Annotated in this window: 18 protein-coding genes and 9 pseudogenes; 21 read left to right on the top strand and 6 right to left on the bottom strand. The window is 63.4% G+C overall.

Annotated elements, in window-relative coordinates; translation table 11 throughout:
• Window positions 1–474: 474 nt before the first annotated feature.
• The 21 genes and pseudogenes from AC0L3X_RS39375 to AC0L3X_RS39275 form a co-directional block, all read left to right on the top strand.
• A pseudogene (locus AC0L3X_RS39375) lies at window positions 475–600 on the top strand (ModD protein); the annotation flags it as partial.
• A gap of 539 nt (window positions 601–1,139) precedes the next feature.
• A pseudogene (locus tag AC0L3X_RS39370) lies at window positions 1,140–1,695 on the top strand (NADH-quinone oxidoreductase subunit B family protein); the annotation flags it as partial.
• A pseudogene (locus AC0L3X_RS39365) lies at window positions 1,692–3,115 on the top strand (nickel-dependent hydrogenase large subunit). The pseudogenes AC0L3X_RS39370 and AC0L3X_RS39365, both read left to right, overlap by 4 nt.
• A gap of 198 nt (window positions 3,116–3,313) precedes the next feature.
• Window positions 3,314–4,404 (top strand): annotated as a pseudogene (locus AC0L3X_RS39360) (hydrogenase small subunit).
• A gap of 29 nt (window positions 4,405–4,433) precedes the next feature.
• Window positions 4,434–6,224 carry a nickel-dependent hydrogenase large subunit gene (locus tag AC0L3X_RS39355; protein ID WP_439034151.1) on the top strand — a complete coding sequence of 597 codons (1,791 nt, stop codon included), beginning with the start codon at window positions 4,434–4,436 and terminating at the stop codon, window positions 6,222–6,224.
• 9 nt (window positions 6,225–6,233) lie between these two features.
• Window positions 6,234–6,977: a Ni/Fe-hydrogenase, b-type cytochrome subunit gene (gene cybH, locus AC0L3X_RS39350; protein WP_439034150.1), complete on the top strand. Its 744-nt coding sequence runs from the start codon at window positions 6,234–6,236 to the stop codon at window positions 6,975–6,977.
• Window positions 6,978–6,991: 14 nt separating this feature from the next.
• Window positions 6,992–7,573 carry a HyaD/HybD family hydrogenase maturation endopeptidase gene (locus AC0L3X_RS39345; RefSeq protein ID WP_439034149.1) on the top strand — a complete coding sequence of 194 codons (582 nt, stop codon included), beginning with the start codon at window positions 6,992–6,994 and terminating at the stop codon, window positions 7,571–7,573.
• Window positions 7,574–7,599: 26 nt separating this feature from the next.
• Entirely contained in the window at window positions 7,600–7,923 is a 324-nt protein-coding gene (locus AC0L3X_RS39340) for a HypC/HybG/HupF family hydrogenase formation chaperone (RefSeq protein ID WP_439034148.1), read from the top strand.
• 163 nt (window positions 7,924–8,086) lie between these two features.
• Entirely contained in the window at window positions 8,087–8,533 is a 447-nt protein-coding gene (locus AC0L3X_RS39335; RefSeq protein WP_439034147.1) for a thioredoxin domain-containing protein, read from the top strand.
• Window positions 8,530–9,393 carry a hydrogenase expression/formation protein gene (locus AC0L3X_RS39330; RefSeq protein ID WP_439034146.1) on the top strand — a complete coding sequence of 288 codons (864 nt, stop codon included), beginning with the start codon at window positions 8,530–8,532 and terminating at the stop codon, window positions 9,391–9,393. The genes AC0L3X_RS39335 and AC0L3X_RS39330 overlap by 4 nt, the downstream gene beginning before the upstream one ends.
• Window positions 9,390–9,588, top strand: a pseudogene (locus AC0L3X_RS39325) (rubredoxin). The gene AC0L3X_RS39330 and the pseudogene AC0L3X_RS39325 overlap by 4 nt, the downstream one beginning before the upstream one ends.
• Window positions 9,585–10,112 carry a [NiFe]-hydrogenase assembly chaperone HybE gene (hybE, locus tag AC0L3X_RS39320; protein WP_439034145.1) on the top strand — a complete coding sequence of 176 codons (528 nt, stop codon included), beginning with the start codon at window positions 9,585–9,587 and terminating at the stop codon, window positions 10,110–10,112. The pseudogene AC0L3X_RS39325 and the gene hybE overlap by 4 nt, the downstream one beginning before the upstream one ends.
• Window positions 10,109–11,203, top strand: a complete 1,095-nt coding sequence (locus AC0L3X_RS39315; protein ID WP_444592964.1) for a nickel-dependent hydrogenase large subunit — start codon at window positions 10,109–10,111, stop codon at window positions 11,201–11,203. The genes hybE and AC0L3X_RS39315 overlap by 4 nt, the downstream gene beginning before the upstream one ends.
• Window positions 11,196–11,537 (top strand): hydrogenase maturation nickel metallochaperone HypA, encoded by a 342-nt coding sequence (gene hypA / locus AC0L3X_RS39310; protein ID WP_439034143.1) that lies wholly within the window; start codon window positions 11,196–11,198, stop codon window positions 11,535–11,537. The genes AC0L3X_RS39315 and hypA overlap by 8 nt, the downstream gene beginning before the upstream one ends.
• A complete protein-coding gene (gene hypB / locus AC0L3X_RS39305) occupies window positions 11,537–12,457 on the top strand; it encodes a hydrogenase nickel incorporation protein HypB (protein ID WP_439034142.1) in 921 nt (306 codons plus the stop codon). The genes hypA and hypB overlap by 1 nt, the downstream gene beginning before the upstream one ends.
• A 2-nt stretch (window positions 12,458–12,459) precedes the next feature.
• Window positions 12,460–14,712, top strand: coding sequence for a carbamoyltransferase HypF (gene hypF / locus AC0L3X_RS39300; protein ID WP_444592963.1), 2,253 nt, complete (start codon window positions 12,460–12,462; stop codon window positions 14,710–14,712).
• Window positions 14,712–14,948, top strand: a complete 237-nt coding sequence (locus tag AC0L3X_RS39295) for a HypC/HybG/HupF family hydrogenase formation chaperone (protein ID WP_444592962.1) — start codon at window positions 14,712–14,714, stop codon at window positions 14,946–14,948. Before hypF ends, AC0L3X_RS39295 begins: the two co-directional genes overlap by 1 nt.
• Complete coding sequence (gene hypD, locus AC0L3X_RS39290) at window positions 14,945–16,102, top strand: hydrogenase formation protein HypD (RefSeq protein ID WP_439034140.1); 1,158 nt, start codon at window positions 14,945–14,947, stop codon at window positions 16,100–16,102. Before AC0L3X_RS39295 ends, hypD begins: the two co-directional genes overlap by 4 nt.
• Window positions 16,099–17,139 (top strand): hydrogenase expression/formation protein HypE, encoded by a 1,041-nt coding sequence (gene hypE / locus AC0L3X_RS39285; RefSeq protein ID WP_473317313.1) that lies wholly within the window; start codon window positions 16,099–16,101, stop codon window positions 17,137–17,139. The genes hypD and hypE overlap by 4 nt, the downstream gene beginning before the upstream one ends.
• A gap of 8 nt (window positions 17,140–17,147) precedes the next feature.
• On the top strand, window positions 17,148–18,848 hold the full coding sequence (locus tag AC0L3X_RS39280; RefSeq protein ID WP_439034138.1) for a hydrogenase maturation protein: 1,701 nt from the start codon (window positions 17,148–17,150) through the stop codon (window positions 18,846–18,848).
• Window positions 18,845–19,867, top strand: a pseudogene (locus tag AC0L3X_RS39275) (sigma-54-dependent transcriptional regulator); the annotation flags it as partial. The gene AC0L3X_RS39280 and the pseudogene AC0L3X_RS39275, both read left to right, overlap by 4 nt.
• A gap of 476 nt (window positions 19,868–20,343) precedes the next feature.
• Here the strand turns inward: AC0L3X_RS39275 and AC0L3X_RS39270 are convergent.
• From AC0L3X_RS39270 to panB, 6 genes and pseudogenes are all read right to left on the bottom strand, one after another.
• Window positions 20,344–20,913, bottom strand: a complete 570-nt coding sequence (locus tag AC0L3X_RS39270) for a GNAT family N-acetyltransferase (RefSeq protein WP_439034137.1) — start codon at window positions 20,911–20,913, stop codon at window positions 20,344–20,346.
• Window positions 20,914–22,092: 1,179 nt separating this feature from the next.
• A pseudogene (locus tag AC0L3X_RS39265) lies at window positions 22,093–22,865 on the bottom strand (polysaccharide deacetylase family protein).
• An 842-nt stretch (window positions 22,866–23,707) separates the two neighbouring features.
• Window positions 23,708–23,908 carry a hypothetical protein gene (locus AC0L3X_RS39260; protein WP_439034136.1) on the bottom strand — a complete coding sequence of 67 codons (201 nt, stop codon included), beginning with the start codon at window positions 23,906–23,908 and terminating at the stop codon, window positions 23,708–23,710.
• Window positions 23,909–24,335: 427 nt separating this feature from the next.
• Window positions 24,336–24,551 (bottom strand): GNAT family N-acetyltransferase, encoded by a 216-nt coding sequence (locus AC0L3X_RS39255; RefSeq protein ID WP_439034135.1) that lies wholly within the window; start codon window positions 24,549–24,551, stop codon window positions 24,336–24,338.
• 255 nt (window positions 24,552–24,806) lie between these two features.
• A pseudogene (panC, locus tag AC0L3X_RS39250) lies at window positions 24,807–25,705 on the bottom strand (pantoate--beta-alanine ligase).
• Between the two features lie 13 nt (window positions 25,706–25,718).
• Window positions 25,719–26,583: pseudogene (panB, locus tag AC0L3X_RS39245) on the bottom strand (3-methyl-2-oxobutanoate hydroxymethyltransferase).
• Window positions 26,584–26,780 lie beyond the last annotated feature (197 nt).

Raw genomic sequence — 26,780 nt, 5'->3', positions numbered from 1 at the left:
CAAAGCCGACCGACCGTCAGCCCACAACCGCCGCCGCCTGACCGGCCCCGGCCGTCACCAAAATTTGGCGATAGCTCCGCGTCGCGTTTTGACGCTCAAATCCCGCGTTCGAGCGCGCCTTTCGACGGATTTCACCACACCGATTGTCCGATAATTGCGCAGTATTTGGATCTGCAAGGCCGGTGCGAACGCTTTCCTACGCTGTGATCCGTCTGGTTGCTCGAGGAAGCAACTCGGCAGCTCCGCGTGATGTTGACGTGTCCCAGCTGCACGCGCCGAGCTCGTGAGCCTTTCGTAAGTCGTCCCATCCGTACGCCTTGGGAGACTGGCCAGCGTTGGGCCCTTACAGAAGGCTCATCGCCGCACAGAGGCCGGCCCCCCGCGCGTCCCTTCGAGCTGGGCACGCGGATGGCTCACTCAGAACGAGGGGTCTGGCGTGCGCCGGTGCTCTCCGACTTGTCGGCTGGACTCAAAGCAGCCGCCGGTGGCATCAACGCCGGCAATGCCGCAGCCTATGCGCAGGCTGGCGCTGATGTTCTGGTGACGTCGTCGCCCTATGTGGCGAAGCCGAGAGATGTACAGGTACGGATCCTCTCGGCCAGGGGGGATGCCAGTCGGCCAATGAGTTTCAACTCCGGTACAGCCGAAGCAACTGAACTAAGTCCAAGAAAGCAGAATGCAAAGTTGGCAACCCGACTTCCTGCGCTGCTGGGGGCTGAGATTAAGTCTCTCGACCGTCCATAGAGCCAAGCTCCGCTCGGGTGCGGCAGGATCCGACAAGAGCCCATCCTTTCGGATCGCGAAGCTCAATCGCGTAGTCCGGACGTCGCGAAAGCATTACGCCAGGCTTGCGCTCCGTTGGATGGACCGGTCGCGTCCCCCAAGCCTTGCAGCGCTTGCGCGACGCGTTCCCTGGCCGTGTGACGCCCATGACGAGGGGTCGGGATCCCTCGTTCGGGAAGCCAATCGTCCGGCTGTCGAAGCTGAGGCGCCGCGGGTCGCATCGCCCGATACGCCGCCGGGAAGCGTGATGGCCGAGGCATCGCCCGTTGCGCCGCCGGACGATCCGCCTTTCCCGATGGCTCGATGTAGGCGCGCGGGCCGTCCTGCTGGCTATCTATGATGCGAGCATTTCGCGATCGGTCGGCTTGCAATTCGAAGGGGCCGACAGCGGCGATGCGCTCGGCGCGAACTTCCGCTCGCGGCTCGGTCTTCCCGTCATCAACGTCGCGGGTTGCGCGCCGCATCCGGGCTGGATGATGGAAACCATCCTGGCACTGACCACCAAGGACCTTGCCGCCACCACGGCTGCTCGCGCAACGAGTTCTACGAGTTCAAGGCCAGCGCCGAGACCATGTCGGAGAGCGCCTGCCTGATGGAGCATCTGGGCTGCAAGCGACGCAGGCGGTCGGCGACTGCAACCAGCGCTCCTGGAACGGTGGCGGCTCCTGCACCAAGGGCGGCTATACCTGCATCGCCTGCACGTCGCCGGGCTTCGAAGGGGCGCAGAACTTTCTGGAGACCGCCAAGCTCGCGGGCATTCCGGTCGGGCTTCCGACCGACATGCCGAAGGCGTGGTTCGTCGCGCTCGCCGCGTTGTCGAAGTCCGCGACGCCGCGCCGCGTGCGGCTTAACGCGACCGCCGACCATGTGGTCGTGCCGCCGGGTCGCGCGACGACGAAGGGCAAGCCATGACGCGGATCACGATCGGCCCGTTCAACCGCATCGAGGGCGATCTCGAAGTCCACCTCGATGTCGAGAGTGGCCGCGTCATGCGCGCCGAGGTGACGGCGCCGCTCTACCGAGGTTTCGAGCAGATCCTGGAAGGTCGGCCGCCGCTCGATGCGCTGGCGCTGGCACCGTGGATCTGCGGCATCTGTTCGGTCTCGCAATCTGTCGCGGCTGCGGCCGCCCTGCGCGCGCCATGTCGATCGAGGCGGCGCCCAACGGGTTGCTCGCCACCAACATCGCCCATGCCGCGGGGAACGCGGCCGACCATCTGACCCATTTCTACATCTTCTTTATGCCGGACTTTGCCCGCGAGTCCTATGACGCCCATGGCTGGCACGAGGAGGCGCGCGAGCGCTTTGCCGCCACCCGCGGCAGCGCGGTGCCTTGCCGGCGCGGGCGCGGCTGCTCGAGACCATGGGATCATGCCGGAAAATGGCCCCACAGCATGGCGTTCCAGCCCGGCGGCACCAGCGCGCCATCGATCTCGGCGAGCGGATCCGGCTCTTGTCGATCACGACGGCGTTTCGAGGTTTCCTCGAGCGTATCGTCTTCGCGGATTCGCTGGAGAACGTGCTGGCGATCGCAACCGCCGACGAGCTGGACGGCTGGCGCGAGGGCCGTGGCGGCGACTTCGCGCATTTCTTGCGGCTTGCGGACAGTCTGGCATTGACTGAGCTCGGTCGGGTCACGGGGCTGATGATGAGCTACGGCGGCTATGATGGTATCGACGGCGAGTTGTTTCCGCGCGGCCTGTTCAGCCAGCGCGCAATCGTCGAACCGCTGCCGCTGACGCAAACCACGGAGGTCGTCTCGCATGCCTGGATGCGGGATTCCTTTGCGGATCCCGCCCATAGCAGCACAGTCGCAGATCCCGACAAGCCGGCGGCCTATAGCTGGTGCAAGGCGCCGCGGCTGTCGGGCCAGCCGATCGGGGTCGGTGCCATCGCGCGCCAGACGGTGGCGGGCCAGGCACCGATCACGGATCTGGTCGCGCGGGACGGCACCAACGTGCGCAGCCGCGTGATCGCACGGCTGATCGAGACCGCGCCCATCGCGCTTGCCATGGAGCAGCGGACGCGCGCGCTGCGGCTGTCGGGGCCGTTCTGCGACAAATCGCGCGAGCTCCCCGACAGAAGCTATGTCGGGTTGGTCGAGGCCGCCCGCGGCTTCGGGCACTGGATGGCGGTGCGCGACGGCAAGATCGAGCGCTACTAGATCATCGCCGACCACCTGGAATTTCTCGCCGCGCGATTCCTTCGACGTCGGCGGCCAGCTGGAGCAGGCGCTGGTCGGCACTGATGTCGGCGACGCAGGCCCGCGTGCGGTTGCGATCCAGCACATCGTGCGCTCGTTCGATCCCTGCATGGTGTGCACCGCGCATTGACCGGAAACTTCGTTGCCGGCTGCAAATCGAATTGTTTCTGCTTCTCGTGTTGGCAGCGTCCTCGCGTACCGTTCATGAAAGTGGTTCAAATTCGCAACGTTATGGAATCCCTCCGCTTTTGAATCTCTCCAGGCTGTTGGCCTGCTTCTTGCTACCCTTCGCGTCATCGAAAAGTCAAAGCCGAAGGCGGGAGGATTCATGGGCGCGGCGACGGAAACGTTTTACAGGTGATCAGGCGGCAAGGCATCACGCGTCGGCGCTTTCATATATTCTGCAGCTTGACGGCGACAAGCCTCGGCCTCGGACCGCTGGCGGCGAGCCGCATCGCGAACGCGCTCGAGACTAAGCCGCGCGTGCCCGTGATCTGGATGCACGGCCTCGAATGCACCTGCTGTTCGGAGAGCTTCATCCGCTCCGCGCATCCGCTGGTCAAGGATGTGGTGCTGTCGATGATCTCGCTCGACTACGACGACACCATCATGGCGGCTGCGGGCCACCAGGCCGAAGCCATCCTCGAGGAGACCCGCGCCAAGCACAAAGGCCAGTATATCCTCGCGGTGGAAGGCAATCCGCCGCTGAATGAAGGCGGGATGTTCTGCATCGACGGCGGCAAGCCGTTCGTCGAGAAGCTGAAGATGATGGCCGAGGACGCGATGGCAATCATCGCCTGGGGCGCCTGCGCCTCCTGGGGCTGCGTGCAGGCGGCAAAGCCCAATCCGACACAGGCAACTCCGATCGACAAGGTGATCACCAACAAGCCCATCATCAAGGTGCCGGGATGCCCCCCGATCGCCGAGGTGATGACCGGCGTCGTCACCTTCATCACCACCTTCGGCAAGCTGCCCGAGCTCGATCGCCAGGGCCGACCGAAGATGTTCTACTCGCAGCGCATTCATGACAAGTGCTACCGGCGCCCGCATTTCGACGCGGGGCAGTTCGTCGAGGAGTGGGACGATGAGGCCGCGCGCAAGGGCTATTGCCTCTACAAGATGGGCTGCAAGGGGCCGACCACCTACAACGCCTGCTCGACCGTGCGCTGGAACGGCGGCGTGTCCTTCCCGATCCAGTCGGGTCATGGCTGCATCGGCTGCTCGGAGGACGGCTTCTGGGACAAGGGCTCGTTCTACGACCGTCTCACCAACATTAAGCAGTTCGGCATCGAGAAGAACGCCGATCAGATCGGCATGGTGGCGGCCGGCGCCGTCGGCGCCGCGGTGGCTGCGCATGCGGCTGTGACCGCTGTCAAGCGGCTCGCGACCAAGCGCGAAGACGCCGACCACAATAGCTGATCGAAAAGACACAGCAGGGCAGGACAATCATGGGTATCCAGACTCCCAACGGTTTCAATCTCGACAATTCCGGCAAGCGCATCATCGTGGACCCCGTGACACGTATCGAAGGTCACATGCGGGTCGAGGTCAATGTCGACGCCGACAACGTCATCCGCAACGCGGTCTCCACTGGCACGATGTGGCGCGGCATCGAGGTGATCCTGAAGAACCGCGATCCGCGCGACGCCTGGGCGTTCACCGAACGGATCTGCGGCGTCTGCACCGGCACGCACGCGCTGACCTCGGTGCGCGCGGTCGAGAACGCGCTCGGGATCACCATCCCGGAGAACGCCAATTCGATCCGCAACCTGATGCAGCTTGCCCTGCAGGTGCACGACCACATCGTCCATTTCTATCACCTTCACGCGCTGGACTGGGTCGACGTCGTTTCCGCGCTCTCGGCCGATCCGCGGGCGACCTCGACGCTAGCGCAGTCGATCTCGAGCTGGCCGCTGTCGTCGCCCGGCTACTTCAAGGATCTGCAGACCCGGCTGAAGAAGTTCGTCGAGTCCGGACAGCTCGGTCCGTTCAAGAATGGCTATTGGGGCAGCAAGGCCTACAGGCTGCCGCCCGAAGCCAATCTGATGGCGGTGGCGCATTATCTGGAGGCGCTCGATTTCCAGAAGGAGATCGTCAAGATTCACACCATCTTCGGCGGCAAGAACCCGCATCCTAACTGGCTCGTCGGCGGCGTGCCCTGTCCGATCAATGTCGACGGCACCGGCGCTATCGGCGCCATCAACATGGAACGGCTGAACCTGATCTCCTCGATCATCGACCGTCTGATCGAGTTCAACGAAATGGTCTATCTGCCCGACGTGGCGGCGATCGGCTCATTCTACAGGGATTGGCTCTATGGCGGCGGCCTTTCGAGCCAGAGCGTACTCTCGTATGGCGATGTGCCAGAACATGCCAACGACTATTCGGCCAAGAGCCTGAAGCTGCCGCGCGGCGCCATTATCAACGGCAACCTGTCCAAGGTGCTTCCGGTCGACCACGCCAATCCCGACGAGATCCAGGAGTTCGTGGTGCACTCCTGGTACAAATATCCCGACGAGACCAAGGGACTTCATCCCTGGGACGGCGTCACCGAGCCGAATTACGTGCTGGGACCCAACGCGAAGGGCACCAAGACGGCGATTGAGCAGCTCGACGAAGGCGGCAAGTACTCCTGGATCAAGGCGCCGCGCTGGCGCGGTCACGCCATGGAGGTCGGCCCGCTGGCGCGCTGGGTCGTCGGCTACGCGCAGAACAAGGCGGAGTTCAAGGATCCCGTCGACAAGTTCCTTCGGGATCTGCACCTGCCGATGTCGGCGCTGTTCTCGACGCTCGGCCGCACGGCGGCGCGTGCGCTCGAATCCGTCTGGGCCGGACGCCAGATGCGCTACTTCCAGGACAAGCTCGTCGCCAACATCAAGGCCGGCGACAGCTCGACCGCCAATGTCGACAAGTGGAAGCCGGAGAGCTGGCCGAAGGAGGCCAAGGGAGTCGGCTTCACCGAGGCGCCGCGCGGCGCGCTCGCGCACTGGGTCAAGATCAAGGACACCAAGATCGACAACTACCAGTGCGTGGTGCCGACGACCTGGAACGGCTCGCCGCGCGACCCCAAGGGAAATATTGGCGCCTTCGAGGCGTCGCTGATGAACACGCCGATGGTCAATCCCGAGCAGCCGCTGGAGATCCTGCGCACCATCCATTCCTTCGATCCGTGCCTGGCCTGTTCGACGCACGTCATGAGCCCGGACGGCCAGGAGCTCGCCAAGGTCAAGGTCAGGTAGGAGAGGATCATGATGGATGCAGTTGCTCCCGCCTCGGAAGCCAGGCCCGACCTCGCAGCGATCGCAGCCGATGCTTCCGGGGAACGTGCGGTGGGTCGTCCCAGCGCCTATGTCTACGAAGCGCCGGTACGGATCTGTCACTGGGTGAACGCGTTCTCGATTATCGTGCTTATGGTGACCGGCTATCTGATCGGAACGCCGTTGCCGACGGTCGCGGGCGAGGCGTCCGACAATTTCGTGATGGGCTACATCCGCTTCGCCCATTTCGCCGCGGGGCAGGTGCTTGCGGTATTCTTCCTCACGCGCATCCTGTGGGCTTTCGTCGGCAACCACCACTCTCGGCAGATCTTCTACATCCCGGTTCACCGCAATCAGTTCTGGAAGGAAGTGCTGCACGAAATCCGCTGGTACGCGTTCCTGGCGCGCGAGCCGAAGATGCATGTCGGCCACAATCCGCTGGCGCAGACCGCGATGTTCACGGGATTCACGCTGTTCGTGGCCTTCATGATCGTCTCCGGCTTTGCACTATATTCGGAAGGTCAGGGCATCGACAGCTGGCAGCACAAGCTGTTCGGCTGGGTGTTTGCGATCTGGCCGAACAGCCAGGACGTCCACACCTGGCATCATCTCGGGATGTGGGCGCTGGTCGTGTTCGTGATGGTGCACATCTACACCGCGATCCGCGAAGACATCATGTCGCGCCGGAGCATCATCTCCTCGATGATCTCGGGCGAACGGCAATTCCGCGACTGAGACGCGGACGCCAAGTGAAGCCGACATTCTCGCAAGACGATCGCATCCTGGTGCTCGGCATCGGCAATATCCTGTGGGCCGACGAAGGGTTTGGCGTGCGCGCGGTGGAGGAGTTTCACCGCCGCTACGCCGTGCCCGACAACGTCACCATCCTCGATGGCGGCACGCAGGGGCTCTATCTCGTCAACTATCTGGAAGAGGCGGACCGCCTGATCGTGTTCGACGCGATCGACTATGGCCTCGAGCCCGGCCAGTTGAAGCTTGTGCGTGACGACGAGGTGCCGCGTTTCACCGGGGCCAAGAAGATGAGCCTGCACCAGACCGGCTTCCAGGAAGTCATCAGCGCGGCCGACCTGCTCGGCCGTTGCCCGACACATTTGGTGCTGATCGGCTGCCAGCCGCTCGATCTCGAAGACTGGGGCGGACCGCTGACGCCGCCGGTGCGTGACCAGATCGCGCCGGCGATCAATCTCGCTTGCGCCATCCTGGCCGAATGGGGCCTCACGGTGAGCCAACGCGCCGAGCCATTGGCAGATATCGAGCGGCTGCTCGCCAATGACATCGATCATCTCCATTACGAGACGCGGCCGGCCTGATCGGCCACACTGCCGGAGATTTGCCCATGTGCCTCGGCCTGCCCATGACGATTGTCGAGACCGACGGGATCTCGGCGCTGTGCGCGTATCGCGGCGAGCAGCGCCCCGTCTCTGTGCTGCTGCTGTCGAATCCTCCGGTCGGCGCCAAGGTGCTGGTCTATATCGACACCGCGATCCGGCTGCTGGACGAGGACGAGGCACGCCTGATCGCGAATGCGATCGAAGGTCTCAGCGCGGCGCTCGACGGCGAGGATTGCGACCGCTTCTTCGCCGACCTCATCGACCGCGAGCCGCAACTACCCGAGCACCTTCGGTCCGACTATAGGATCGCCGCTGCTTCTCCCGTTTGATGTGTTGACGACATCAGTGACCGGCCGGCCTCGGCGGCAGTCGGCGCCAAGAAATACATGATCTGGATCAATGGGATAAATCCGGACATGTGATAACCGATCCTGGCACGTGGCTTGCTAACCTCTAGTTTGGCAAAAACACAAGCTTGTCAGGAGAGGTTCGATGGAATTCCAGGTGGGAAAGCATGATCTGGCGCGGAGTGGTCTGCCCGAGGTCGATGCTGCGACGGTCGATCATTTTCTTGGCGAAGCGGACGAGGCCGGTGCGGTCGCGGTGCTGCTGTCGGCGGGCGATCCCAACAGCTTTCCGGAGGCAATCGATGTCGCCGTGGTGCTGCCCGAGCTTATCGCAGCGTTCGGCAATCGACTGCGCGGTGCGATCATCGCACGCGACGCTGAGCGTGCGCTCGGCGAGCGCTTCGAGGTGCGGGTGCAGCCGACGCTGATCTTCGTCGCCAACGGCAAGACGCTGGGGTTGATCGCCAAGATCCAGGACTGGTCGGTCTATGCCGACCGCATCACCAAGCTGATCGACCGGCCGCGCGGGCAAGGCGCCGCAGTCGCCGTCACCATCGTTCCCCAGCATTGCGCACAAGAGGTCCGGCTATGAAGGCCGGCTTCTGGGATGTGCCCGAAGGCGCCGAGCAACCAGTCAACGTGTTTCCGATCGGCGACGAGAGTCTCAATGCAGCGAAGGGCAGCCTGACGGCGGCCGGCGCGCTCGCAAAGCTTGCAACGCTCGACAGTGCGGAGCTTGCAAAGAGCTGCCCGAACGCGGTCGCGCTGCTCGCGAGGATCGCGGATGCCATCGCGGATCAAAAGGCGAACGCGCCGACAAAACTGTTTCGGCTGGCTAATCTCAACGATCTCGAGAGCAAGCTGGTGGCCGACGTGCTCGGCGAAGGCGAGGTCGCCGGCGTCGTCGCGCTGCCGGACGGATCGCTGGCGCAGATCCAGGAATCGGTGCTGGCGGGAATTTGGCGTCTGCGGCTCGAGACCGACGCCACTTCCGAATATCTCGAGATCGGCGCGGTTCCCGAGATCGTCAAGCGTGCGGCTGCCGACCTGACATCCGCCGATTTCGAGATCGGGCAGGTGCCGGAGGGCGTCATGAACGTGCTGCCGGTGCTCGCCGAAATCCGCGAGCAGGCACAGGCCTGGCGGCCCGGCATTCGCTCGCAGATCATCAATTTCACGCTGCTGCCGATGAGCCCGGTCGACATGAGCTTCCTGCAGGACACGATCCGGAACGGACCGATTCAGCTGGTGTCGCGCGGCTACGGCACCTGCCGGGTGCTCTCCACCGGCATCCGCAATGTCTGGTCGGTGCAGTTCTTCAACGCCATGGACACTATCATTCTCGATACGCTCGAAGTCGGTGGCGTGCCGACGGTTGCGCTGGCAGCGGACGAGGATTTCGAGGATTCCGCCGAGCGGCTGCAGGAAATCATCGAGGCCTACTTCAAATGAGCGCCTTCGAGAATTTTGGCGTGCGCCAGGACGTCGCCGACTTCACGCGGCATCTGCTGGACCGTCTACGATCCGGCGGATGGCGATGAGGTAGCGCAGATCGCGCCGGGCACGCCGTTCGCGGCGCTGCCGGAGGAGTGGCACTGCCCGAATTGCGACGCGCCAAAATCCAAGTTCATGGCGATCGAAACATGACAGGCAGCGCGCCAGCGACTGCGTCAGGTCCTGCAGGCGACGCCGACGCCGCGGCGTTGGGCGAGCTTCTGGCCGCAAGCTACCGGGAGATCGGCGAGCGCGCGATGCGTGATCTACCCATCTACAACGATGCGCTCGGCGTCGAGGCGGTCGGTTTTCGTCCCTTCAACGGCACGATCGTCGGCATCATTGTCACGCCGTGGTTCATGAACGTGGCGATGACGGCGGGCGCGGTGACGCTAGCCACCTCGGGCGCGACTGTGCGAATGCGTTTTCCCGCGGGCGATATCGAATTCGCCCTCAACGAGGTCGCCCGGATCGGCCGGATCGCGAGCTGCTCGCTGTTCTCGCCGATGTTCCAATTCGCCGACATGGATGCCGCGCGAGCGACGGCCGAAGCCGCGCTTGCCGAATTGATGCTGCCGGCAGACAGCGAGGAGGCGGTTCGCCGCCGCGAGCCCGCGACAAGCCCGATCGATCGGCGTAACTTCCTGCGGGGTGCCTTGACGGAGCGGCATGGATGAGTCTCTCGTTCCGCAACGAGATCGATATTACGGTGCTGTTGTCCGGCGCCACGATCGCCGACGTCGCGATCAAGCCGCGCAACCGGCCGCCGCTGACGCGGCTGTTTCCGGGAAAGCCCGCGGCTTCGCTGCTTCCGGTACTGCCGCGTCTGTTCTCGCTGTGCTCGATCGCCCATCACGTGGCGTTCCAGTCGGCGGTGGAAGCCGCGCAAGGGCGGGAGGCGGCTCCCGCAACGGTGGGGCGCCGCGTCACCGCAGTCGTCGTCGAGCGGCTGACCGAACTGCTGCGCGGCCTGTTCGTCGGGCGGCTCGCGCTCGACGGCACAAACGCTCCGGCGGTGCGCGCCGTAATGCAGGCAAGCGCGCTGCTTGGGGGCGCGGACGAGGCCGTCCCGCCGGCCTTGCATCGCGACGCGGTGGCGCAGATCAAGGCCGCGCTCGGCGCGATGGGGATCGCCGGCGAAGAAGACGAGACGCCCGCGCCGAGCAGCCCGCTCGCCGCCTCCGTCCCGGGATGCCACGGCAAGCTGGTGTCAGAGCGGGAGGCCGATCCATCCTTCCTGACGGTGGCGGACGATTTAGACATCGTCACGCGTCTGCTGGCGGACGGTGCGGCCTATTCCGATGCGCCAGACCTCTGCGGCCGGGTACCGGAAACCGGCGTCTGGGCGCGCAGGGTACGCCGTGAAGCGGTCTCGGCGGCGGAAGCGGGCTCCGCCGCGCGTCTGAAGGCGCGGATTGCCGAGGTCGCGCGGCTCTGCGCCTGGCTCGCTCGTGGCGATGCGGATTTCGATGAAGGCGTCGTCGCGAGCTACCGGCTCGGCGCGGGCAAGGGGGCAGCCGCGGTCGAATGCGCACGCGGGCGCCTCCATCACGCCGTCGCACTGGACGACGAGGATCGCGTCGTCAACTTCGAGTTCCTGGCACCGACCGATTGGAATTTTCACGCCCGCGGACCGCTGGTCAGGAGCCTCAAGGGCGCTACGCTCGCGACCGGCCGGCAGGGACAGGACGCGGTTCGCGCGCTGGTCGGCTCCTTCGATCCCTGCGTCGGCTTCAGCCTGAAATTTCGCGAGGCCGGCCATGCATGAGATGGCGCTGTGCGAAGGCATCGTCGGTATCGTCGAGGAGGAAGCGCGCAAGCGCGCTTTCACCAAGGTGAACGTCGTCTGTCTGGAGATCGGTGCGCTGAGCCATGTCGCGCCGGAGGCGCTGAAATTCTGCTTCGAGGCCGTGGCCGCGCGGACCATCGCGCAATGCGCGCGGCTCGAGATCGTCGAGACGCCCGGCACGGCTTGGTGCATGGCCTGTTCCAAAACCGTTGAGATCGGGCAGCGTTACGAGCCGTGCCCGTCATGCGGCGGCGACCAATTGCAGGTGACGGGCGGCGAAGAGATGCGCGTAAGGGAATTGGAGGTCGACTGATGTGTACAGTCTGCGGCTGCAGCGACGGCAAGGCATCGATCGAAGATGCGCATGGTCATCATCATGATCACGGCGATGGCCATGAGCACGGCGGGCACCATCATCATCACCGCGGTGATGGCCACGACCACGGTCACCGCCATCACCACGGTGGTGCCCACGACCACGCCCCCGATGAGGCCGGGCTGCTCGACTGCGGCGCCAATCCCGCGGGCCAGAAGATCGCCGGCATGAGCAGCGACCGCGTCATCCAGGTCGAGCGCGACATCCTCGGCAAGAATGACCGGCTTGCGGCCGACAACCGCGCCCGCTTCGCGGCCGACGGTGTGCTCGCCTTCAACCTGGTCTCCAGCCCCGGCACCGGCAAAACCTCGCTGCTGGTCCGCGCCGTGTCCGAGCTGAAGGCAAGCTTTGCGATCGGCGTGATCGAAGGCGACCAGCAGACCTCTAACGATGCCGAGCGCATTCGCGCGACCGGCGTGCCGGCGATCCAGGTCAATACCGGCAAGGGCTGTCACCTCGACGCCGCCATGGTCGGCGAGGCCTATGACCGGCTGCCCTGGCTGAACGGCGGCCTGCTCTTCATCGAGAATGTCGGCAACCTGGTTTGCCCGGCGGCGTTCGATCTCGGCGAGGCCTGCAAGATCGTGGTGTTCTCGACCACCGAGGGCGAGGACAAGCCGCTGAAATACCCCGACATGTTCGCAGCCTCGTCGCTGATGCTGATCAACAAGATCGATCTCGCGCCCGTGCTCGATTTCGATCTGGCGAAGACCATCGACTATGCGCGCAGGGTCAACCCGAAGATCGAGGTGCTAACGGTGTCGGCGCGCACCGGCGAAGGCTTTGCGGCGTTCTTTGCCTGGATCCGCAAGCGGATGGCGGCGACGACGCCTTCCGCGATGACGGCGGCGGAGTGACGATGGGCGGCGAGGCCGCGGCGCGGGACGGACGGCGGCTGCGCCTGCACGTGCGCGGCGCGGTACAGGGCGTCGGCTTTCGCCCCTATGTCTACGGCCTCGCCACGCGCTACCGCCTCGGCGGCTTCGTCGCCAACGATTCCCATGGCGTCGTCATCGAGGTCGAGGGCGAGCGCGCGTCGGACTTCGTCAGGGCACTGCCGCTGGAAAAGCCGCCTCTCGCCCGGATCGACGAGATCTCGGTGCAGCCAGTCGGGGCGGTGGCGAGCGAGGGGTTTTATATCCGCGCGAGCGACCAGGGCAGGGTGTCGACACGCATCGTCGCCGATGCCGCGACCTGTCCAAAATGCCTGAGCGAGCTGTTCGATCCAGCCAGCCGGTTCTATCGCTACCCCTTCGTCAACTGCACCCATTGCGGTCCGCGCTATACCATTGCCGAGCGACTTCCTTACGACCGCGCAACCACGGCCATGAAGCGCTTTGCGATGTGCAAGGCCTGTGCGGGCGACTATGCCGATCCCGGCAGCCGCCGCTTCCATGCCGAAGCGATCGCCTGCCCGCAATGCGGCCCGCGGCTCAGCCACGGTATCGAGGACATCGCTGCCGCGATCGCCGCAGGCAAGATCGTCGCAGTCAAGGGGCTCGGCGGTTATCAGCTCGTCTGCGATGCCCGGGACGAGGCGGCCGTGCAGCGCCTGCGCCAGCGCAAGCAGCGCGGCCAGAAGCCGTTTGCCGTCATGGTCGGCTCGGTGGAGGCGGTCGCCGGCATCGCCGACGCCGATGCTGCCGAGCTCGCCTTGCTCGAGACGTCGCCGCGGCCGATTGTGCTGTTGACATCGCGCCATCGGCTCTCGCCGGCGATCGCGCCGGAGCTGGCGCGGATCGGCATCGCGCTGCCGGTCACTCCGCTCCTTCATTTGATCTTCGAGGCGCTGGATGCGGCGCATCCGCTCGCCGGCGAGAGCTGGGCGATCGTCGCCACCAGCGCCAATCCCGGCGGCGAGCCGCTTCTGATCGACAATCGCGAGGCCGAGCTGCGGCTTGCCGGCATCGCCGACCTCATCATCAGCCATGATCGCGACATCATCACCCGCGCCGACGATTCCGTGGCGGCCGTCGTCGCCGGCCGGACGCAGTTCATCCGCCGTGCCCGCGGCTACGTGCCAGAGCCGGTTCGGCTGGCGCGACCGGTGCCGCCGATCCTTGCGGTCGGCGGCGCGTTGAAGTCGACCGTGACGGTCACGCGCGGCAGCGAGGCCTTCGTTTCCCAGCACGTCGGCGACCTCGATACCGCCGAAGGCGTCCGTGTCTTCGAGGAAACCATCGGCCACCTGCTGTCGACGCTGGACGTCGAGCCGGCGGTTATCGCCCATGATCTGCACCCGAACATAGCCTCGACCCGCCTCGCCGAAGCGAGCGGGCGGCGGCTGATCGCAGTCCAGCACCATCATGCCCATGCCGCCTCCGTGATGGCGGAGCATGGCCGCGCGGGATCTGCGTTGGCGCTGGTGCTCGACGGCTTCGGCCAGGGCAGCGACGGCGGCAATTGGGGGGGCGAGCTCCTGCTGTGCGAGCGCGCGCAGTTCCGGCGGCTCGGCCATCTAGCGCCGATGAAGATGGCGGGCGGCGATCGCGCCGCGCGCGAGCCGTGGCGCATGGCTGCAAGCGCATTGCATGGCCTGGCCCGCGGCAACGCGATCGCGACCCGGTTTGCGGCGCAGCCGCAGGCTACGCGTCTCCATGCCTTGCTCGACCAGCCGGGCGTACCGGTGACGACCAGCGCCGGCCGGCTGTTCGACGCGGCGGCGGGGCTGCTCGGTCTTTGCCAGGTGCAGAGCTATGAGGGCGAAGCCGCGATGAAACTGGAGGCGCGGGTTCGCGCGCCGCGCTCCATGAAAGACGGCTGGACGATCGAGGATGGGGTGCTGTCCCTGTTTCCGTTGCTTGCGCGCCTTGCGGCCGAGGGCATCGATCCGGTCGAGGGGGCCGGGCTGTTCCATGGCACGTTCGCCGCTGCCTGCGTCGACTGGATCGCCCGTGCGGCGCGCGAGACCGGCGTCACGACCGTCGCCCTGAGCGGCGGCTGCTTTCTCAACGCGATCCTCAGTTGCGAGATCGAGCGCGGCTGTATCGCCGCCGGTCTCTTGCCGCTGCTGCCGCGGCAAGTGCCGCCCAATGACGGCGGTCTCAGCCTCGGCCAGGCCTGGATCGCCGCGCTCCAACTCGAACAGTACGGCCTCGAAGGAACCGCCTGATGTGTCTCGCGATACCTGGTGAGGTCACGAAGCTCCTACCCGACGAGATGGCAATCGTCTCGATCGACGGCGTCAGCAAGGAGATATCGGTCGCCTTGATCGAGAATCTCGCCGTCGGCGACTATGTGATCATCCATGTCGGCTTTGCCCTGACGAAGATCGATCCGGAGGAGGCAATGCGGACGCTCGAGCTGCTGCGCGAGCTTAGCGCCGAGGGGCAGGAAGCCGCGTCATGAAATATGCCGACGAGTTTCGCGACAAGGAGATCGCGCTCGGGCTTGCGAAAGCGATCCGCGCGGAAGCCGATCCGCAAAAGCTCTATCGCTTCATGGAATTCTGCGGCGGCCATACCCACGCGATCTCGCGTTACGGCCTCGAGGACATGCTGCCGAAGAACGTGCGGATGATCCACGGCCCCGGCTGTCCGGTGTGCGTGCTGCCGGCCGGACGCATCGACATGGCGATCCGGCTCGCCGAGCGGCCGGACGTCATCCTGTGCGTCTATGGCGACCTGATGCGCGTTCCCGGCTCGCAGGGCGCATCGCTGTTGAAGGCGAAGGCGCGCGGCGCCGACATCCGCATGGTCTATTCCACCATCGACGCGATCCGGATCGCCGAGGACAATCCCGGACGCGAGGTCGTGTTCTTCGCCATCGGCTTCGAGACCACGACGCCGCCGACTGCAGTCCTGATCCGGCTGGCGGAGAAGAAGCAGCTCGAAAACTTCACCGTGTTCTGCAACCACGTGCTGACGCCGCCGGCGATGCAGAACATCCTGGAAAGTCCCGACATCCGCAACATCGGCCGGGTCGAGATCGACGGTTTCGTCGGGCCGGCCCATGTCTCGACGATCATCGGCACGGCCCCTTACGAGTTCTTTGCCGAGGAGTTCGGCAAGCCCGTGGTGATCGCGGGCTTCGAGCCACTCGACATGATGCAGGCGATCCTGATGCTGGTGCGGCAGGTCAACGAGGATAGGCACGAGGTCGAGAACCAGTACAGCCGCGCGGTGAACCGCGACGGCAATCTGCGCGCCAAGGAGGAGGTCTCCAACATCTTCGAGCTGCGCGATCAGTTCGAATGGCGGGGGCTCGGACAGGTTCCGTATAGCGGGCTGAAGCTGAAGCGCGCTTACGCCATATACGACGCCGAGGTGCGCTTCGACATGCACGAGCTGCGCGTCGACGACAATCCCGCCTGCGAATGCGGCACCATCCTGCGCGGCGTGAAGAAGCCGGTCGACTGCAAGCTGTTCGGCACCGTCTGCACGCCGGAGACGCCCATGGGCTCCTGCATGGTCTCCGCCGAAGGCGCCTGCGCCGCAGGCGCCTGCGCCGCACACTGGACCTATGGCCGCTTCCGCGACCACCAGCAAAGGCGTGTGTCATGAAGACCTACCAGCGCAAGCTCGACATCAGGAACGGCTGCGTCGACCTGTCCCACGGCTCGGGCGGCCGGGCCATGGCGCAGTTGATCTCGGGTCTGTTCCACGAGGCCTTCGGCAATGAATGGCTGGCGCGCGGCAACGACCATTCGGCATTCGACGTTGGTGCCGGGCGCATGGTGATAACGACCGACGGCTATGTGGTCTCGCCGCTTTTCTTCCCCGGCGGCAATATCGGCTCGCTTGCAGTGCACGGCACCGTCAACGATATCGCCATGGCCGGTGCACGCCCGCTCTACCTCTCTGCAAGCTTTATCATCGAGGAAGGCTTCCGCTTCGCCGACCTCAAGATGATCGCGGAATCGATGGGCGAGGCTGCGCGCACGGCCAGCGTTCACATCGTCACCGGCGACACCAAGGTGGTCGAGCGCGGCAAGGCCGACGGCCTGTTCATCTCGACCGCCGGCGTCGGGGTCGTGCCCGACGGGCTCGATCTCTCGGCGGAGAATGCCCGCGTCGGCGATCGCGTCCTGATCTCGGGCACGCTCGGCGATCACGGCGTGGCGATAATGTCGAAGCGGCAGAATCTCGCCTTCGAGACCGAGATCGTCTCGGATTCGGCGGCGCTGAACGATCTCGTCGCGAAGATGGTCGAAGGCGGCGGCCGCGGTATCCGCCTGATGCGCGATCCCACCCGCGGCGGGCTTGCAGCCACGCTGAACGAGATCGCCCAGCAGTCCGACCTCGGCTTCCATCTTCGCGAGGAGGCGATCCCGGTCAAGCCGGGCGTCGCGGCAGCGTGCGAGCTGCTCGGGCTCGATCCGCTCCATGTCGCCAATGAGGGCAAGCTGGTCGCGATCGTGGCGCCCGAAAGTGCTGCTGCAGTGCTGGCCGCGATGCGGGCGCATCCGCTTGGCCGCGACGCCGCCGACATCGGCGAGGCCGTGGCCGACGATCATCATTTCGTGCAGATGGCCACGAGCTTCGGCGGCGGGCGGATCGTCGACTGGCTGTCGGGCGAGCAATTGCCGAGAATCTGTTGAGGCAAATCATGCGCATCCTGCTCCTGTCGCATTCCTTCAACAGCCTGACGCAGCGGCTGCATGTCGAGCTCAGGGATCGAGGCCACGATGTCGCGGTCGAGCTCGACATCCATGCCGAGGTCACGCGCGAGAGCGTGGCGCTGCATCGGCCGGACCTTGTGATCGCGCCGTTCCTGAAGCAGACGATTCCCAACGACGTCTGGCGCAGCCTTCGGTGCCTGGTCGTCCATCCCGGTCCGCCCGGCGATCGCGGTCCGGCGGCGCTCGACTGGGCGATTTTGGACGGTGCAAGCGAGTGGGGCGTCACGGTCTTGCAGGCGGATGGCGAGTTCGACGCCGGTCCGGTCTGGGCGTTCCGCAGCTTCCCGATGCGGCGCGCGCCTAAGTCCAGCATCTACCGCAATGAGGTGACGTCCTGCGCGGTTGCGGCGGTGCTCGAAGCCGTCGCGGCGATCGAATCCGGACGGCCTGCCCCGCAGCCGATGGACACGGACGACCCGCGCATTCGCGTGCGCGGACCTTGCCTCCAGGCGGGCCGGGCGATCAACTGGCAGCACGACACCACCGCGACCGTGCTGCGCAAGATCGACAGCGCCGACGGCATGCCGGGCCTGGTCGACAGCCTGTCCTTCCAGGAGGTCAGGCTGTTCGATGCGCATGAGGCGCACGGCATCTCCGGCGTGCCCGGCACCGTCGTCGCGCAATGCGACGGCGCGCTGGCGCGCGCCACGGTCGATGGTGCGGTCTGGATCGGGCATGTCAGGAAGCTCGCGCCGAAGAGCCTGAAGCTGCCGGCGGCGAAACTCTTCGCCGCCGAGGCGGCGCATCTGCCGCACCGGCCCGGCTGCGGCTACGCCCCGATCCGGTATCGCGAGCATGGCGAGGTCGGCGAGCTCGCGTTCTCCTTCTACAACGGCGCCATGCCGACCGGCGACTGTGAGGCCCTGCTCGAGGCCTATCGCGCGGTGCTGGCGCGCCCGACCAGGGTGCTGCTCCTGACCGGCGGCCGGGATTATTGGTCGAACGGCATTCATCTTGCAGAAATCGAGGCGGCCGACAGCCCCGCGGATGAGTCCTGGCGCAACATCAATGCGATCGACGATCTTGCCCGCGCGATCATCGAGACCACCGACCGCCTGGTCGTCTCGGTCATTCGCGGCAATGCGGGTGCGGGCGGCGTCTTCCTGAGTCTTGGCGCCGACGAGGTCTGGGCAAGCGACCAGATCGTCCTCAATCCGCATTACAAGGACATGGGCAATCTTTACGGCTCGGAATACTGGACCTATCTGCTGCCGCGCCATGCGGGCGCCGCGAACGCAACCCGGATCACGCAATGCCGGCTCCCGATGGGCGTGGCGGAGGCGCGGCGCCTCGGCATCGTCGATCGCGTGCTATCGGGCGAGGAGCTTGCCGATATAAGCCTCGTACAGCGCGGCGCCACCATGGCGTCGGATGCCGGCTTTGCCATGCGCCTCGCCGCCAAGCGGCAGCGGCGCGCCGCCGATGAGGCCGAGAAGCCCCTGCAATCCTACCGCGATGAGGAGCTGCGGCGGATGAAGCTGAATTTCTACGGCTTCGATCCGAGCTACCACGTCGCGCGCTACAATTTCATCCACAAGGTGCCGAAGTCGCGCACGCCGCTGACCATCGCTGGTCACCGGTCCCGGCGTGCGCCAGATCGGCCTGTCGGCATGGCGGTGCCATCGTGAGCATTCAGGGAACCATTCTTGTCGTCGACGACGAGGTCCGCTCGCAGGAAGCGCTGCGGCGCGTGCTCAGGGAGGATTTCGAGGTGCTCTGCGTCGGCAATGCGACCGATGTGGAGAAGCTGCTGGAGGGCGAGATCGCCCACGCGATCCTCTGCGACCAGCGGATGCCGCACGAATCCGGCGTGAGTCCGAGGACATCATCGCAGGACTGAACGAGGCCGGCATCTATCAATACATCACCAAGCCCTGGCAGCCGGACCAACTGGTCGAAACCGTCAAGGAAGCGGTTCAGCTCTATCGGCTGCAGAAGGACCGAGACCGCCGGCGTCGACGTCAAGGCGACCTCGGGGGACATCAAGAAGGTCGTCTCGGTCAAGCGCGGAGTGGCCAAGCAGCTCTACGATTTCGACCGCATCGTGCATTCGACGGAAAGCCCGATGCACGCCGTGATCGAGAGCTCGGCAGGCGCGCCGCCGACTACGATATCTCGGTTCTGATCACCGGAGAATCCGGCACCGGCAAGGAGCTTCTGGCCCGCGCGATCCATTACGGCTCGGCGCGGGCCAACAAGGCGTTCGTGGTCGAGAACTGCGGCGCGCTGCCGGACGAGCTCTCGGAAAGCGAGCTGTTCGGTTACAAGAAGGGCGCCTTCACCGGCGCCTACCAGGATCGGCCTGTTCGAGGTCGCCGATGGCGGCACGATCTTCCTCGACGAGATCGGCGAGACCTCCCCGGCGTTCCAGGTCAAGCTGGTGCGTGTACTGCAGGAGGGCGAGATCCGGCCGCTCGGCGCGCAGCGCGTGCGCAAGGTCGACGTTCGCGTGGTGGCGGCGACCAACCGCGACCTGGAGGCCGAGGTCGAGGCCGGTCGCTTCCGGCGCGACCTGTACTACCGCCTCGCCGCATTCCCGGTGCACATGCCGGCGCTCCGCGAGCGCCCGATGGACATCCCGCTGATTGCGGAGGGCGTGCTGTCGGCGGTCAAGAGCTCCTTCAACCGGCCGAATCTGCGCTTTGCGCGTTCGGTGTCATCTCCACCTTCCCGAAGACAAGTCGTCTCGGGCCAAGGCCCATCATGTTTCATCATGGCCAAGGCGGCAATGCCGATAATGGCGCCGCGCCCTGCGACGAAATGACGAGATGGAGGGAGCCCCTGACGGGCTTTGATCCGGACCGCCGCCTGAGAGACCCAGGCGGCGATCCAGTGCGAACTAAGCGAACTTGCGGAAGTTCTAAGGCCGCGCGAAACGCTAACCCGGCCGGTGCGGGCAAATCAAGTTTCGTAGTGTTGCTCCGGCCGGAGATTCATTGCAGCCACCAGGAAATTGCCACACATCGCCAACGGAGGTTCCAACGCATCACGGCCATTCGCAAGCCTCAGCGCCGCCTCGACCGCGTCCGCCAGGATCTCCTCCGACAATTGCCGATCGCTCACCGCGACAAGCCGGCATTACAAACTTCGTCGCGGGTAAACCGGGCGCCGGCAAATCGACGCTCACGCAAATCTTGAAGACGAATCCGGGATACAGCGGCCTAGCGCGCGTTGCCGCCGAGGATCTAACCGCGATCTCCCCGCAGCATTACCTTTCGCACGTTGACTAGCTAAGCCGTGTAACGGCAACTTGAGGCGTGGGCCGATCTCCGCAAAACCGGCCTTCAAGTACAATGCTGAGTTGGGGCTACGGCTCCACATGGGTTGCCTCGGCGCCCCCACTTCAAGCTGGCCCCAGTCCTTTAGCGTACCCAGGCCCACCGCAGCCTCAATGAGACGCATCGCGACCCCAGACGATCGCTGATCCGGCACCACGTAGAGTTCGGTGATAATACCGTAGGTTCCGCCCGCAAAAAGGGCGGCGCTTTCCGACAACATAATGAGGCCGACCGGGCGTTCCTCCGTGAAAGCCAGAAACCCATAGACGCGCTCTTTCATGGCCAGTAGGTCGACAGCAAGCTGGGCATCTAGTCCGCCCTGCTTTTGTCCGCCCTCAAGTTCGGCAAGTAAGGCAGCAACCATGTGAGTCACCGTTGTGGCGTCATCGATAGACACTTCACGCGTGGTCACCATGTCATATCCTCTTCTAAGGTTTAACCAACATACGACCTGATCCAGCGGCGGCCTAGGGTCAGGAGGCTGCCGCAGCCCCCGGTTCAAAACAGATACGCCGCGCGGTTGAAGGTCAGATGACGCCTTAGCTCACACTGAGGTGATAGCGTCTTCGTGTCGTTCCTAGCTAAAAACATCTCGCTCCTAGCTAAAAACATCTCAGAAAATCGAACGATAACTTGTCGAACTCCGTAATGGTCGCACGGAGCGCTCTCTTCTTCTTTGGACCTGCGTGTCGCCCCACATCGTGTTCATGCTCGGACGTTACAGGAGGGCGGCTGACCGCTTGCGAGACGGATGGATCTACTTTCCCCCTTGTAAAGCAGCTCGAGCAGCAGGCCGACCAGCGATTTTCCGGATCCAATTCCGAGCAATGACGTTCAGCGGCCCCATTGCGATGGCTGCGCGCGAGCATCATGAGCGTCCCTGACCAACAGCATTGCCTGAGATCAATGCTCTCAGAAACTTGTCGAACGCGCGAGTCCAAGACATGCTGTTTTTCTTGTGTTTAGATAATCAGTTTTCTTTAATTTCTCATCGGACGCGCCATTTGTTGCGGTGCGACGTAGAACATCGCGGGCGTCCGACAAGGGGTTCAATTTGGTCGTTGAGCTCGCGATTGAGGCCAGCTTCTCTCGTGTTCTTCGAATAGACAGCCCCCTGATGAGCCGGGTTCACGGCGAGCCATCGCTTTGCGGTTCAATGCTTTATGAGAGTAGCGTCACGCAATGTCGTGCGAGATTGTCTCTATTGTTTCCTTGGATCACTTTACGGACCTGCTTGTTGGAAGACTGTTCTAATGCTTGCGGACACGCGTTACAGCGAAAGACGGTCGCGGCATTTCAGCAGAAGAAAGCTTAGGTCATCGATGAAGCGGTGGGCTTCTGCTATTCCAGAATCAGGTAGTGCCGCACGACGAAGATGCCGGGCTATGCGCGCCAGCACTCCTGCCAGCGCGCAAACGGCTAGGACGAGGCAGGCGTCTGAAGTAACCTACTACGTCACTTTACGGTTCGTAGGACAGAGCGGTCCCGAAACGGCTCAGGCGCGCTTCGCCCTCCATCATTGCGCCGGCTAGCATAACGAAGGCTTAGTTGATTCAAGATTACTCCATTCTACGCGCGGCGTGACATTTCGCCATCAATGCGTATCAGCCTTCCTCTGCTCCGGCGCTGTCGGAACGATGTGAACGACGTGATAGCCGTTGTCGTGCAGGTGCCGTAGGAAGGCGGGCATTATCGCGGCGGTATGTGCCTTGGCGTCGTGAAATTGAATGATACCTTCCTCCCAGCATTCAGTCGGCTGGTGATGAGCTTCAGCTCCTGGTCTGGTGTCATTTCCTCCCAGTCGCTGCCCACAGGTCCGCTCCAAACACGACTATGCCCCGGTCCTGAAGCAGATCGAGCGTCTTAGGCGTCGAGTCGAAATTGGGGAAGCGGAAGAACGGCGTCGAGGGCGCAATTGTCGATATGCCATGGAGCGCCATTTCGTCGGCCGCGATCCCGCGGTCGATGTCCTCTTTCGCCTTCTCGAAGCTGATCTTCGGACGCCATCGAATGCGACCATGTGTGGTGCGCGATGGTGTGGCCTTGCGCGGCCGCGCGCCGCACGAGCTCGGAAAATTGGGCCGACGACTTGCCGACCAGGAAGAATGTGGCTCGGACGCACTCCTGCGCGAGCGCTGTCAGCACTTTTTCCGTGTACGGCGGCCGGGGCCCGTCGTCGAAGGTCAACACAACTTCGTGGTCGGCCAAGCGCAGGGTCTGAGGAAAACTCTATAGTCCGACCCGCGGATAAGTCTTGGCGTCAACGGCGAGCACGCGTGAAGTCCCGAGCGCGTCCTTACGCGGGCAGTCGGCCGCGTCCGCAGCCGCGATGCCGGCAAGCACCGCCGTCGCGGCGCTCACAAGCAGCAGGGTCCATTCGTGCAGGCATCTGCCATCAAGGTTGTGCCCGGACAGGTCTCTGGTTGCGGCATTGAACAAGATAGTCCTGCCGCCCTGGTTGGAGTTACATTAGCTTGCCGGCAGTTTCAGACGCCTCGTTTCCATTCCGGACTAGCTGACCCGTCGCGGTCGACCAGCGCTCGGATCGGACTACTTCGCTCCCGAGCGCATCAGGTTGTCCTGCAGCCAGATCATTTGCTGATTCGTCGTATTGGATAGGTTTAGCCGCGCAATCGTACTTTGCCGGTCCCCATAAACATCGGCGGTGACGTTCGCCCCTGCACAGTAGTCATATGGCGATATTGATTAATGCAATGTCGCGGCACTGACGCCTGAATTCCCTATTCTAACGCCTTTTCCGACGGATTTCGGATACCCGGCTTGTACCGACGCCGCGGCTTTTTCGCGAAGCTGCAATGCCGCAGGACGCCTCTGGATGCCGACGCATCGTTCACAGCAGCGAGACCATCGGATTTCACACTTCCATATGCACGATCTCGATCGGCTCCTCGTCGTCCGATGCAGCCGCTAAGCGAAGGCAAAGACGAGCAGGCTCGAGCAGAGCAGCGCGAGGCTGGCCGCGGTCAGTGGCAGGAAGCTACCGGAAACAAGGTCATGATTTGCGCATGAAATACACTCGATTGCACCTCAGAAGAGAGAGCAGCAATCGCTGCGTTGCGCCGTTTGACCGGTCAACACAAGTCGTCAAAATGGCCATGTCACGCTCAAACTCAGTCATCGGTGCGAATTCGTCCGGATAGCTCACCCAGGATCTTCAGGACCGTGACCTCGACATTTCATTTGAGGGACTACCTCCACATGCTCGGTCTTTGGGAAAGGGCTTCGCGGCCGATTTGTTTGAGGCGCTCGGGCGTCGTCTCACCTCTGATAGCGGCCTCCAGAATCTTCGAGGCGACGTAGGTGCGGGCACCGGTATTGTACGGGGAAAGGCTCTCGCAGACCTCGTCGAGGATCGCGCGCAGAAGCACGGTGGTAGCGGCATCCAACATTTGGAGATCTCCCCATCCCTAATGAGGAAGATAATGCATATTTCGCGTTTCGCGATTCAAGTGCGTTTGATCGGATGAGAACTCTGCGATTCCACCTCGCGACAGAGCGCTCTCTAGCTTTTCCTGACGCCTACATTCTGCGTTCGAGCGGCTTGTTTCGATGGAGTCAGCGCATCGATGGCGCGCTGGTGCTGGCCGACAAATCGCCTTGGCCGCGATCGCCAGGTCTCCGATAATTAGCGTTGGCATACGCGACGTACCTTTGGGAGGCGAACTCGCCGACCCCAGCACCGGAATTCACAATTCCATCTGTCCGATCTCAATCGGCTCGCCGCCGAGACCGTGGGAGAAGTCGCCTCTGCCCAGGCTTCTGAACCCGAGATTTCGATAAAACCTTTCAGCATTGCATTAATCGTCGCCTCGAGACTTATTGGCCCACCTTGGCCCAACCTGCCTGCTCGATTGCAATCGCCAACCGGCGGCGCCCGAGTCCGAGACCAGCGACGTCAGGCAAGGTGAATAGCCGAGTTAGTTCACTAGGCTGGGCGTCGACAAATCCAACCACAACACCGTCGCACAGACACGCGGTCAATCGTCCCTTGGCGATCAGTTCATCGTAAAAGGCCGGCTTGGGCTTACCCATCCAATTCTCGATTTCCGATAGGACGCCCCTGCAAGGCCGGCGATTGACGCCTTCGTGATGCAGTAAGTCGCCTCCGCGTCCTCGAAGCGCGCTTCTCGGAAAGAAAATATGCCGTCGGCTGTCATAAGAAGCGAGTTCCAGATCGTCGCTCAAAATCCAGGAGTCTCATTCTGACGAAGAGGACTGCCTGGAATAATCCGAGCCCGGCTCCCTCAAAAACTGTTCGTCCACGAAAACACCCATTCACTGAAAACTTCAGTATTTCATTTCTGAGCTCATTCCGTCGTTTGGTTGCGAACCGTACTGAGGGGTCGACAACGGCAGTATCACGTTGTCGATCAACCGTGTCGAACCGACGTAGGCTGCGGCGCATAGTGCAGCTGTACGCCGCAGAGAACTCTCGGCGCGCTTGAGCGTATCAGCGTCGACAAGCTCGAGGTACTGCAGTCGATCGACTGTATTCAAATGCGCCTTTGCGATCGCAATCAGCTGTTCCACGTCGCGCTCTCCTGAGCGAAACTTATCCGCAGCGGCGAACAGCCCACGGCTGATGGCAAGAGCGCGCCGGCGTTCTTCCTCGCTTAGATGGCGGTTGCGACTGCTCATCGCGAGTCCGTCCGGTTCCCGCACGGTTTGTACGGTGACGATCTCAATTGGAAGATTGAGGTCAATTGCCATGCGGCGCACCACCGCGCATTGCTGAAAATCCTTTTGCCCAAAAAAGGCGACATCCGGCTGCACTATGTTGAACAGCTTGCCGACGACAGTCACCACCCCACGAAAATGATCAGGCCTGAAAGCTCCGCACATTGGTTTTGCGAGCTCGCCCGGTTCGACGAAAGTCTCAAATTGAGTCGGATAAATCTCCTGTACATCCGCGCAAAGACGATCGCAACGCCCGCATCGCGACACAGTTCTTGATCGCGCAAGAAGTCGCGCGGATACGTGCTGAGATCCTCATTTGGCGCGAACTGAGCGGGGTTGACGAAGATGCTCACTACCGTGACGTCGGTTTGAGCCCTGCTCGCCTCGACCAGTGTCAGGTGGCCCTCGTGTAGGTAACCCATCGTCGGAACGAACCCGATGCGCTTGTCAGCCCTGCGAGCTCTCGCGACAACGTGACGCAGCTCAGCTACCGTCGTTATTGTTTGCATGTTGTGCCTTCGATCACGTTGGATTAGAGGGGGTCGAGTTCGCGAATCTATCGCGAAAGCCTTCAGGAAGCCGATAGGACTCTTGTTGTGCCGGGAATGTACCGTTACGAACATCCACAGCCCAGCGCGACAACGCCTCTTGCAACAGCTGAAAGCCACTACATAGGCCCGAACGAAATTTGGGACGATGACCTTCGGTCAATCCCAGCACATCGTGAAGTACCAGCACCTGGCCCGAGCAATTGGGTCCGGCGCCGATTCCGATCGTCGGTGTCCTCATGGATTCGGTCGCTCGCGCTGCGGGCTCAGCCGGAATACCCTCCAGGACGAAAGCAAAGCGGCCTCCTGTAGACGGTGGCGTCATCGAGCAAACGCAACGCGTCATCGGCCTTCCGGCCCTGCACCTTGAACCCACCCATGACATTGACGCTCTGAGGGGTGGGGCTGAGGTGGCCCATCACGGAAATCTCTCAATCGACCAAGGCGCGCACCATTTCGACGCGCTTGACTCCGCCCTCGAGTTTCACGGCGTCGGCGCCGCTGCAAAAAGCCGCCGGAGTTGCGTATCGTCTCCTCTGGGCTGAGATGGAAGCTAAGAAAGGGCATATCGGTCACAAGCAAGGCACGAGGCTTCGCGCGTGCAACGGCTTCGAGATAATGGTTCATCATCGCCATGCTGACCGGAATGTATCATCGAATCCAAGATAGACGCTGCCGACGCGATCCCTGACAAGGACGACATCCACGATCGGATCGACGACGCGTGCTGTAACCGCGTCGTAAGCGGCGGTCATAGAGATACGACGCCCCTCCTGCTTCCATCGCTGCAGGACTGGAATCGTGACGCGTTGAACAGGCGGCTCTAGAATATGGCTCATCTTAGATGCCGATTCTCCCCGCCTGCTGGGATTCGGTGCCTCCTTGGGAAGGCGAGAGGAAGCTGTCAATGGGGAGGGAAAAAAGAACTTACCTCTCCGGGGTTAGACAGACGCATCGAAACGATGCCATTAGGTGTTAGCCGCCCGCCTTTCCCATTTGTACGCCAACTTTCATGAGTCTTCCTTCTGCACCGGCC

Source organism: Bradyrhizobium sp. MI1.7, assembly GCF_055811795.1.
The sequence above is the reverse complement of the archived record's forward strand: the minus strand, read 5'-3'. Positions and strand labels throughout refer to the sequence as shown.

What these genes read in the sequence shown, in the direction of transcription:
- AC0L3X_RS39355 (WP_439034151.1), top strand. Translation starts at nt 4,434, where the DNA reads ATGGGTATCCAGACTCCCAACGGTTTCAATCTCGACAATTCCGGCAAG.
- cybH (WP_439034150.1), top strand. Translation starts at nt 6,234, where the DNA reads ATGATGGATGCAGTTGCTCCCGCCTCGGAAGCCAGGCCCGACCTCGCA.
- AC0L3X_RS39340 (WP_439034148.1), top strand. Translation starts at nt 7,600, where the DNA reads ATGTGCCTCGGCCTGCCCATGACGATTGTCGAGACCGACGGGATCTCG.
- AC0L3X_RS39335 (WP_439034147.1), top strand. Translation starts at nt 8,087, where the DNA reads ATGGAATTCCAGGTGGGAAAGCATGATCTGGCGCGGAGTGGTCTGCCC.
- AC0L3X_RS39330 (WP_439034146.1), top strand. Translation starts at nt 8,530, where the DNA reads ATGAAGGCCGGCTTCTGGGATGTGCCCGAAGGCGCCGAGCAACCAGTC.
- hybE (WP_439034145.1), top strand. Translation starts at nt 9,585, where the DNA reads ATGACAGGCAGCGCGCCAGCGACTGCGTCAGGTCCTGCAGGCGACGCC.
- AC0L3X_RS39315 (WP_444592964.1), top strand. Translation starts at nt 10,109, where the DNA reads ATGAGTCTCTCGTTCCGCAACGAGATCGATATTACGGTGCTGTTGTCC.
- hypA (WP_439034143.1), top strand. Translation starts at nt 11,196, where the DNA reads ATGCATGAGATGGCGCTGTGCGAAGGCATCGTCGGTATCGTCGAGGAG.
- hypB (WP_439034142.1), top strand. Translation starts at nt 11,537, where the DNA reads ATGTGTACAGTCTGCGGCTGCAGCGACGGCAAGGCATCGATCGAAGAT.
- hypF (WP_444592963.1), top strand. Translation starts at nt 12,460, where the DNA reads ATGGGCGGCGAGGCCGCGGCGCGGGACGGACGGCGGCTGCGCCTGCAC.
- AC0L3X_RS39295 (WP_444592962.1), top strand. Translation starts at nt 14,712, where the DNA reads ATGTGTCTCGCGATACCTGGTGAGGTCACGAAGCTCCTACCCGACGAG.
- hypD (WP_439034140.1), top strand. Translation starts at nt 14,945, where the DNA reads ATGAAATATGCCGACGAGTTTCGCGACAAGGAGATCGCGCTCGGGCTT.
- hypE (WP_473317313.1), top strand. Translation starts at nt 16,099, where the DNA reads ATGAAGACCTACCAGCGCAAGCTCGACATCAGGAACGGCTGCGTCGAC.
- AC0L3X_RS39280 (WP_439034138.1), top strand. Translation starts at nt 17,148, where the DNA reads ATGCGCATCCTGCTCCTGTCGCATTCCTTCAACAGCCTGACGCAGCGG.
- AC0L3X_RS39270 (WP_439034137.1), bottom strand. Translation starts at nt 20,913, where the DNA reads ATGGTGACCACGCGTGAAGTGTCTATCGATGACGCCACAACGGTGACT.
- AC0L3X_RS39260 (WP_439034136.1), bottom strand. Translation starts at nt 23,908, where the DNA reads ATGTTGGATGCCGCTACCACCGTGCTTCTGCGCGCGATCCTCGACGAG.
- AC0L3X_RS39255 (WP_439034135.1), bottom strand. Translation starts at nt 24,551, where the DNA reads ATGGGTAAGCCCAAGCCGGCCTTTTACGATGAACTGATCGCCAAGGGA.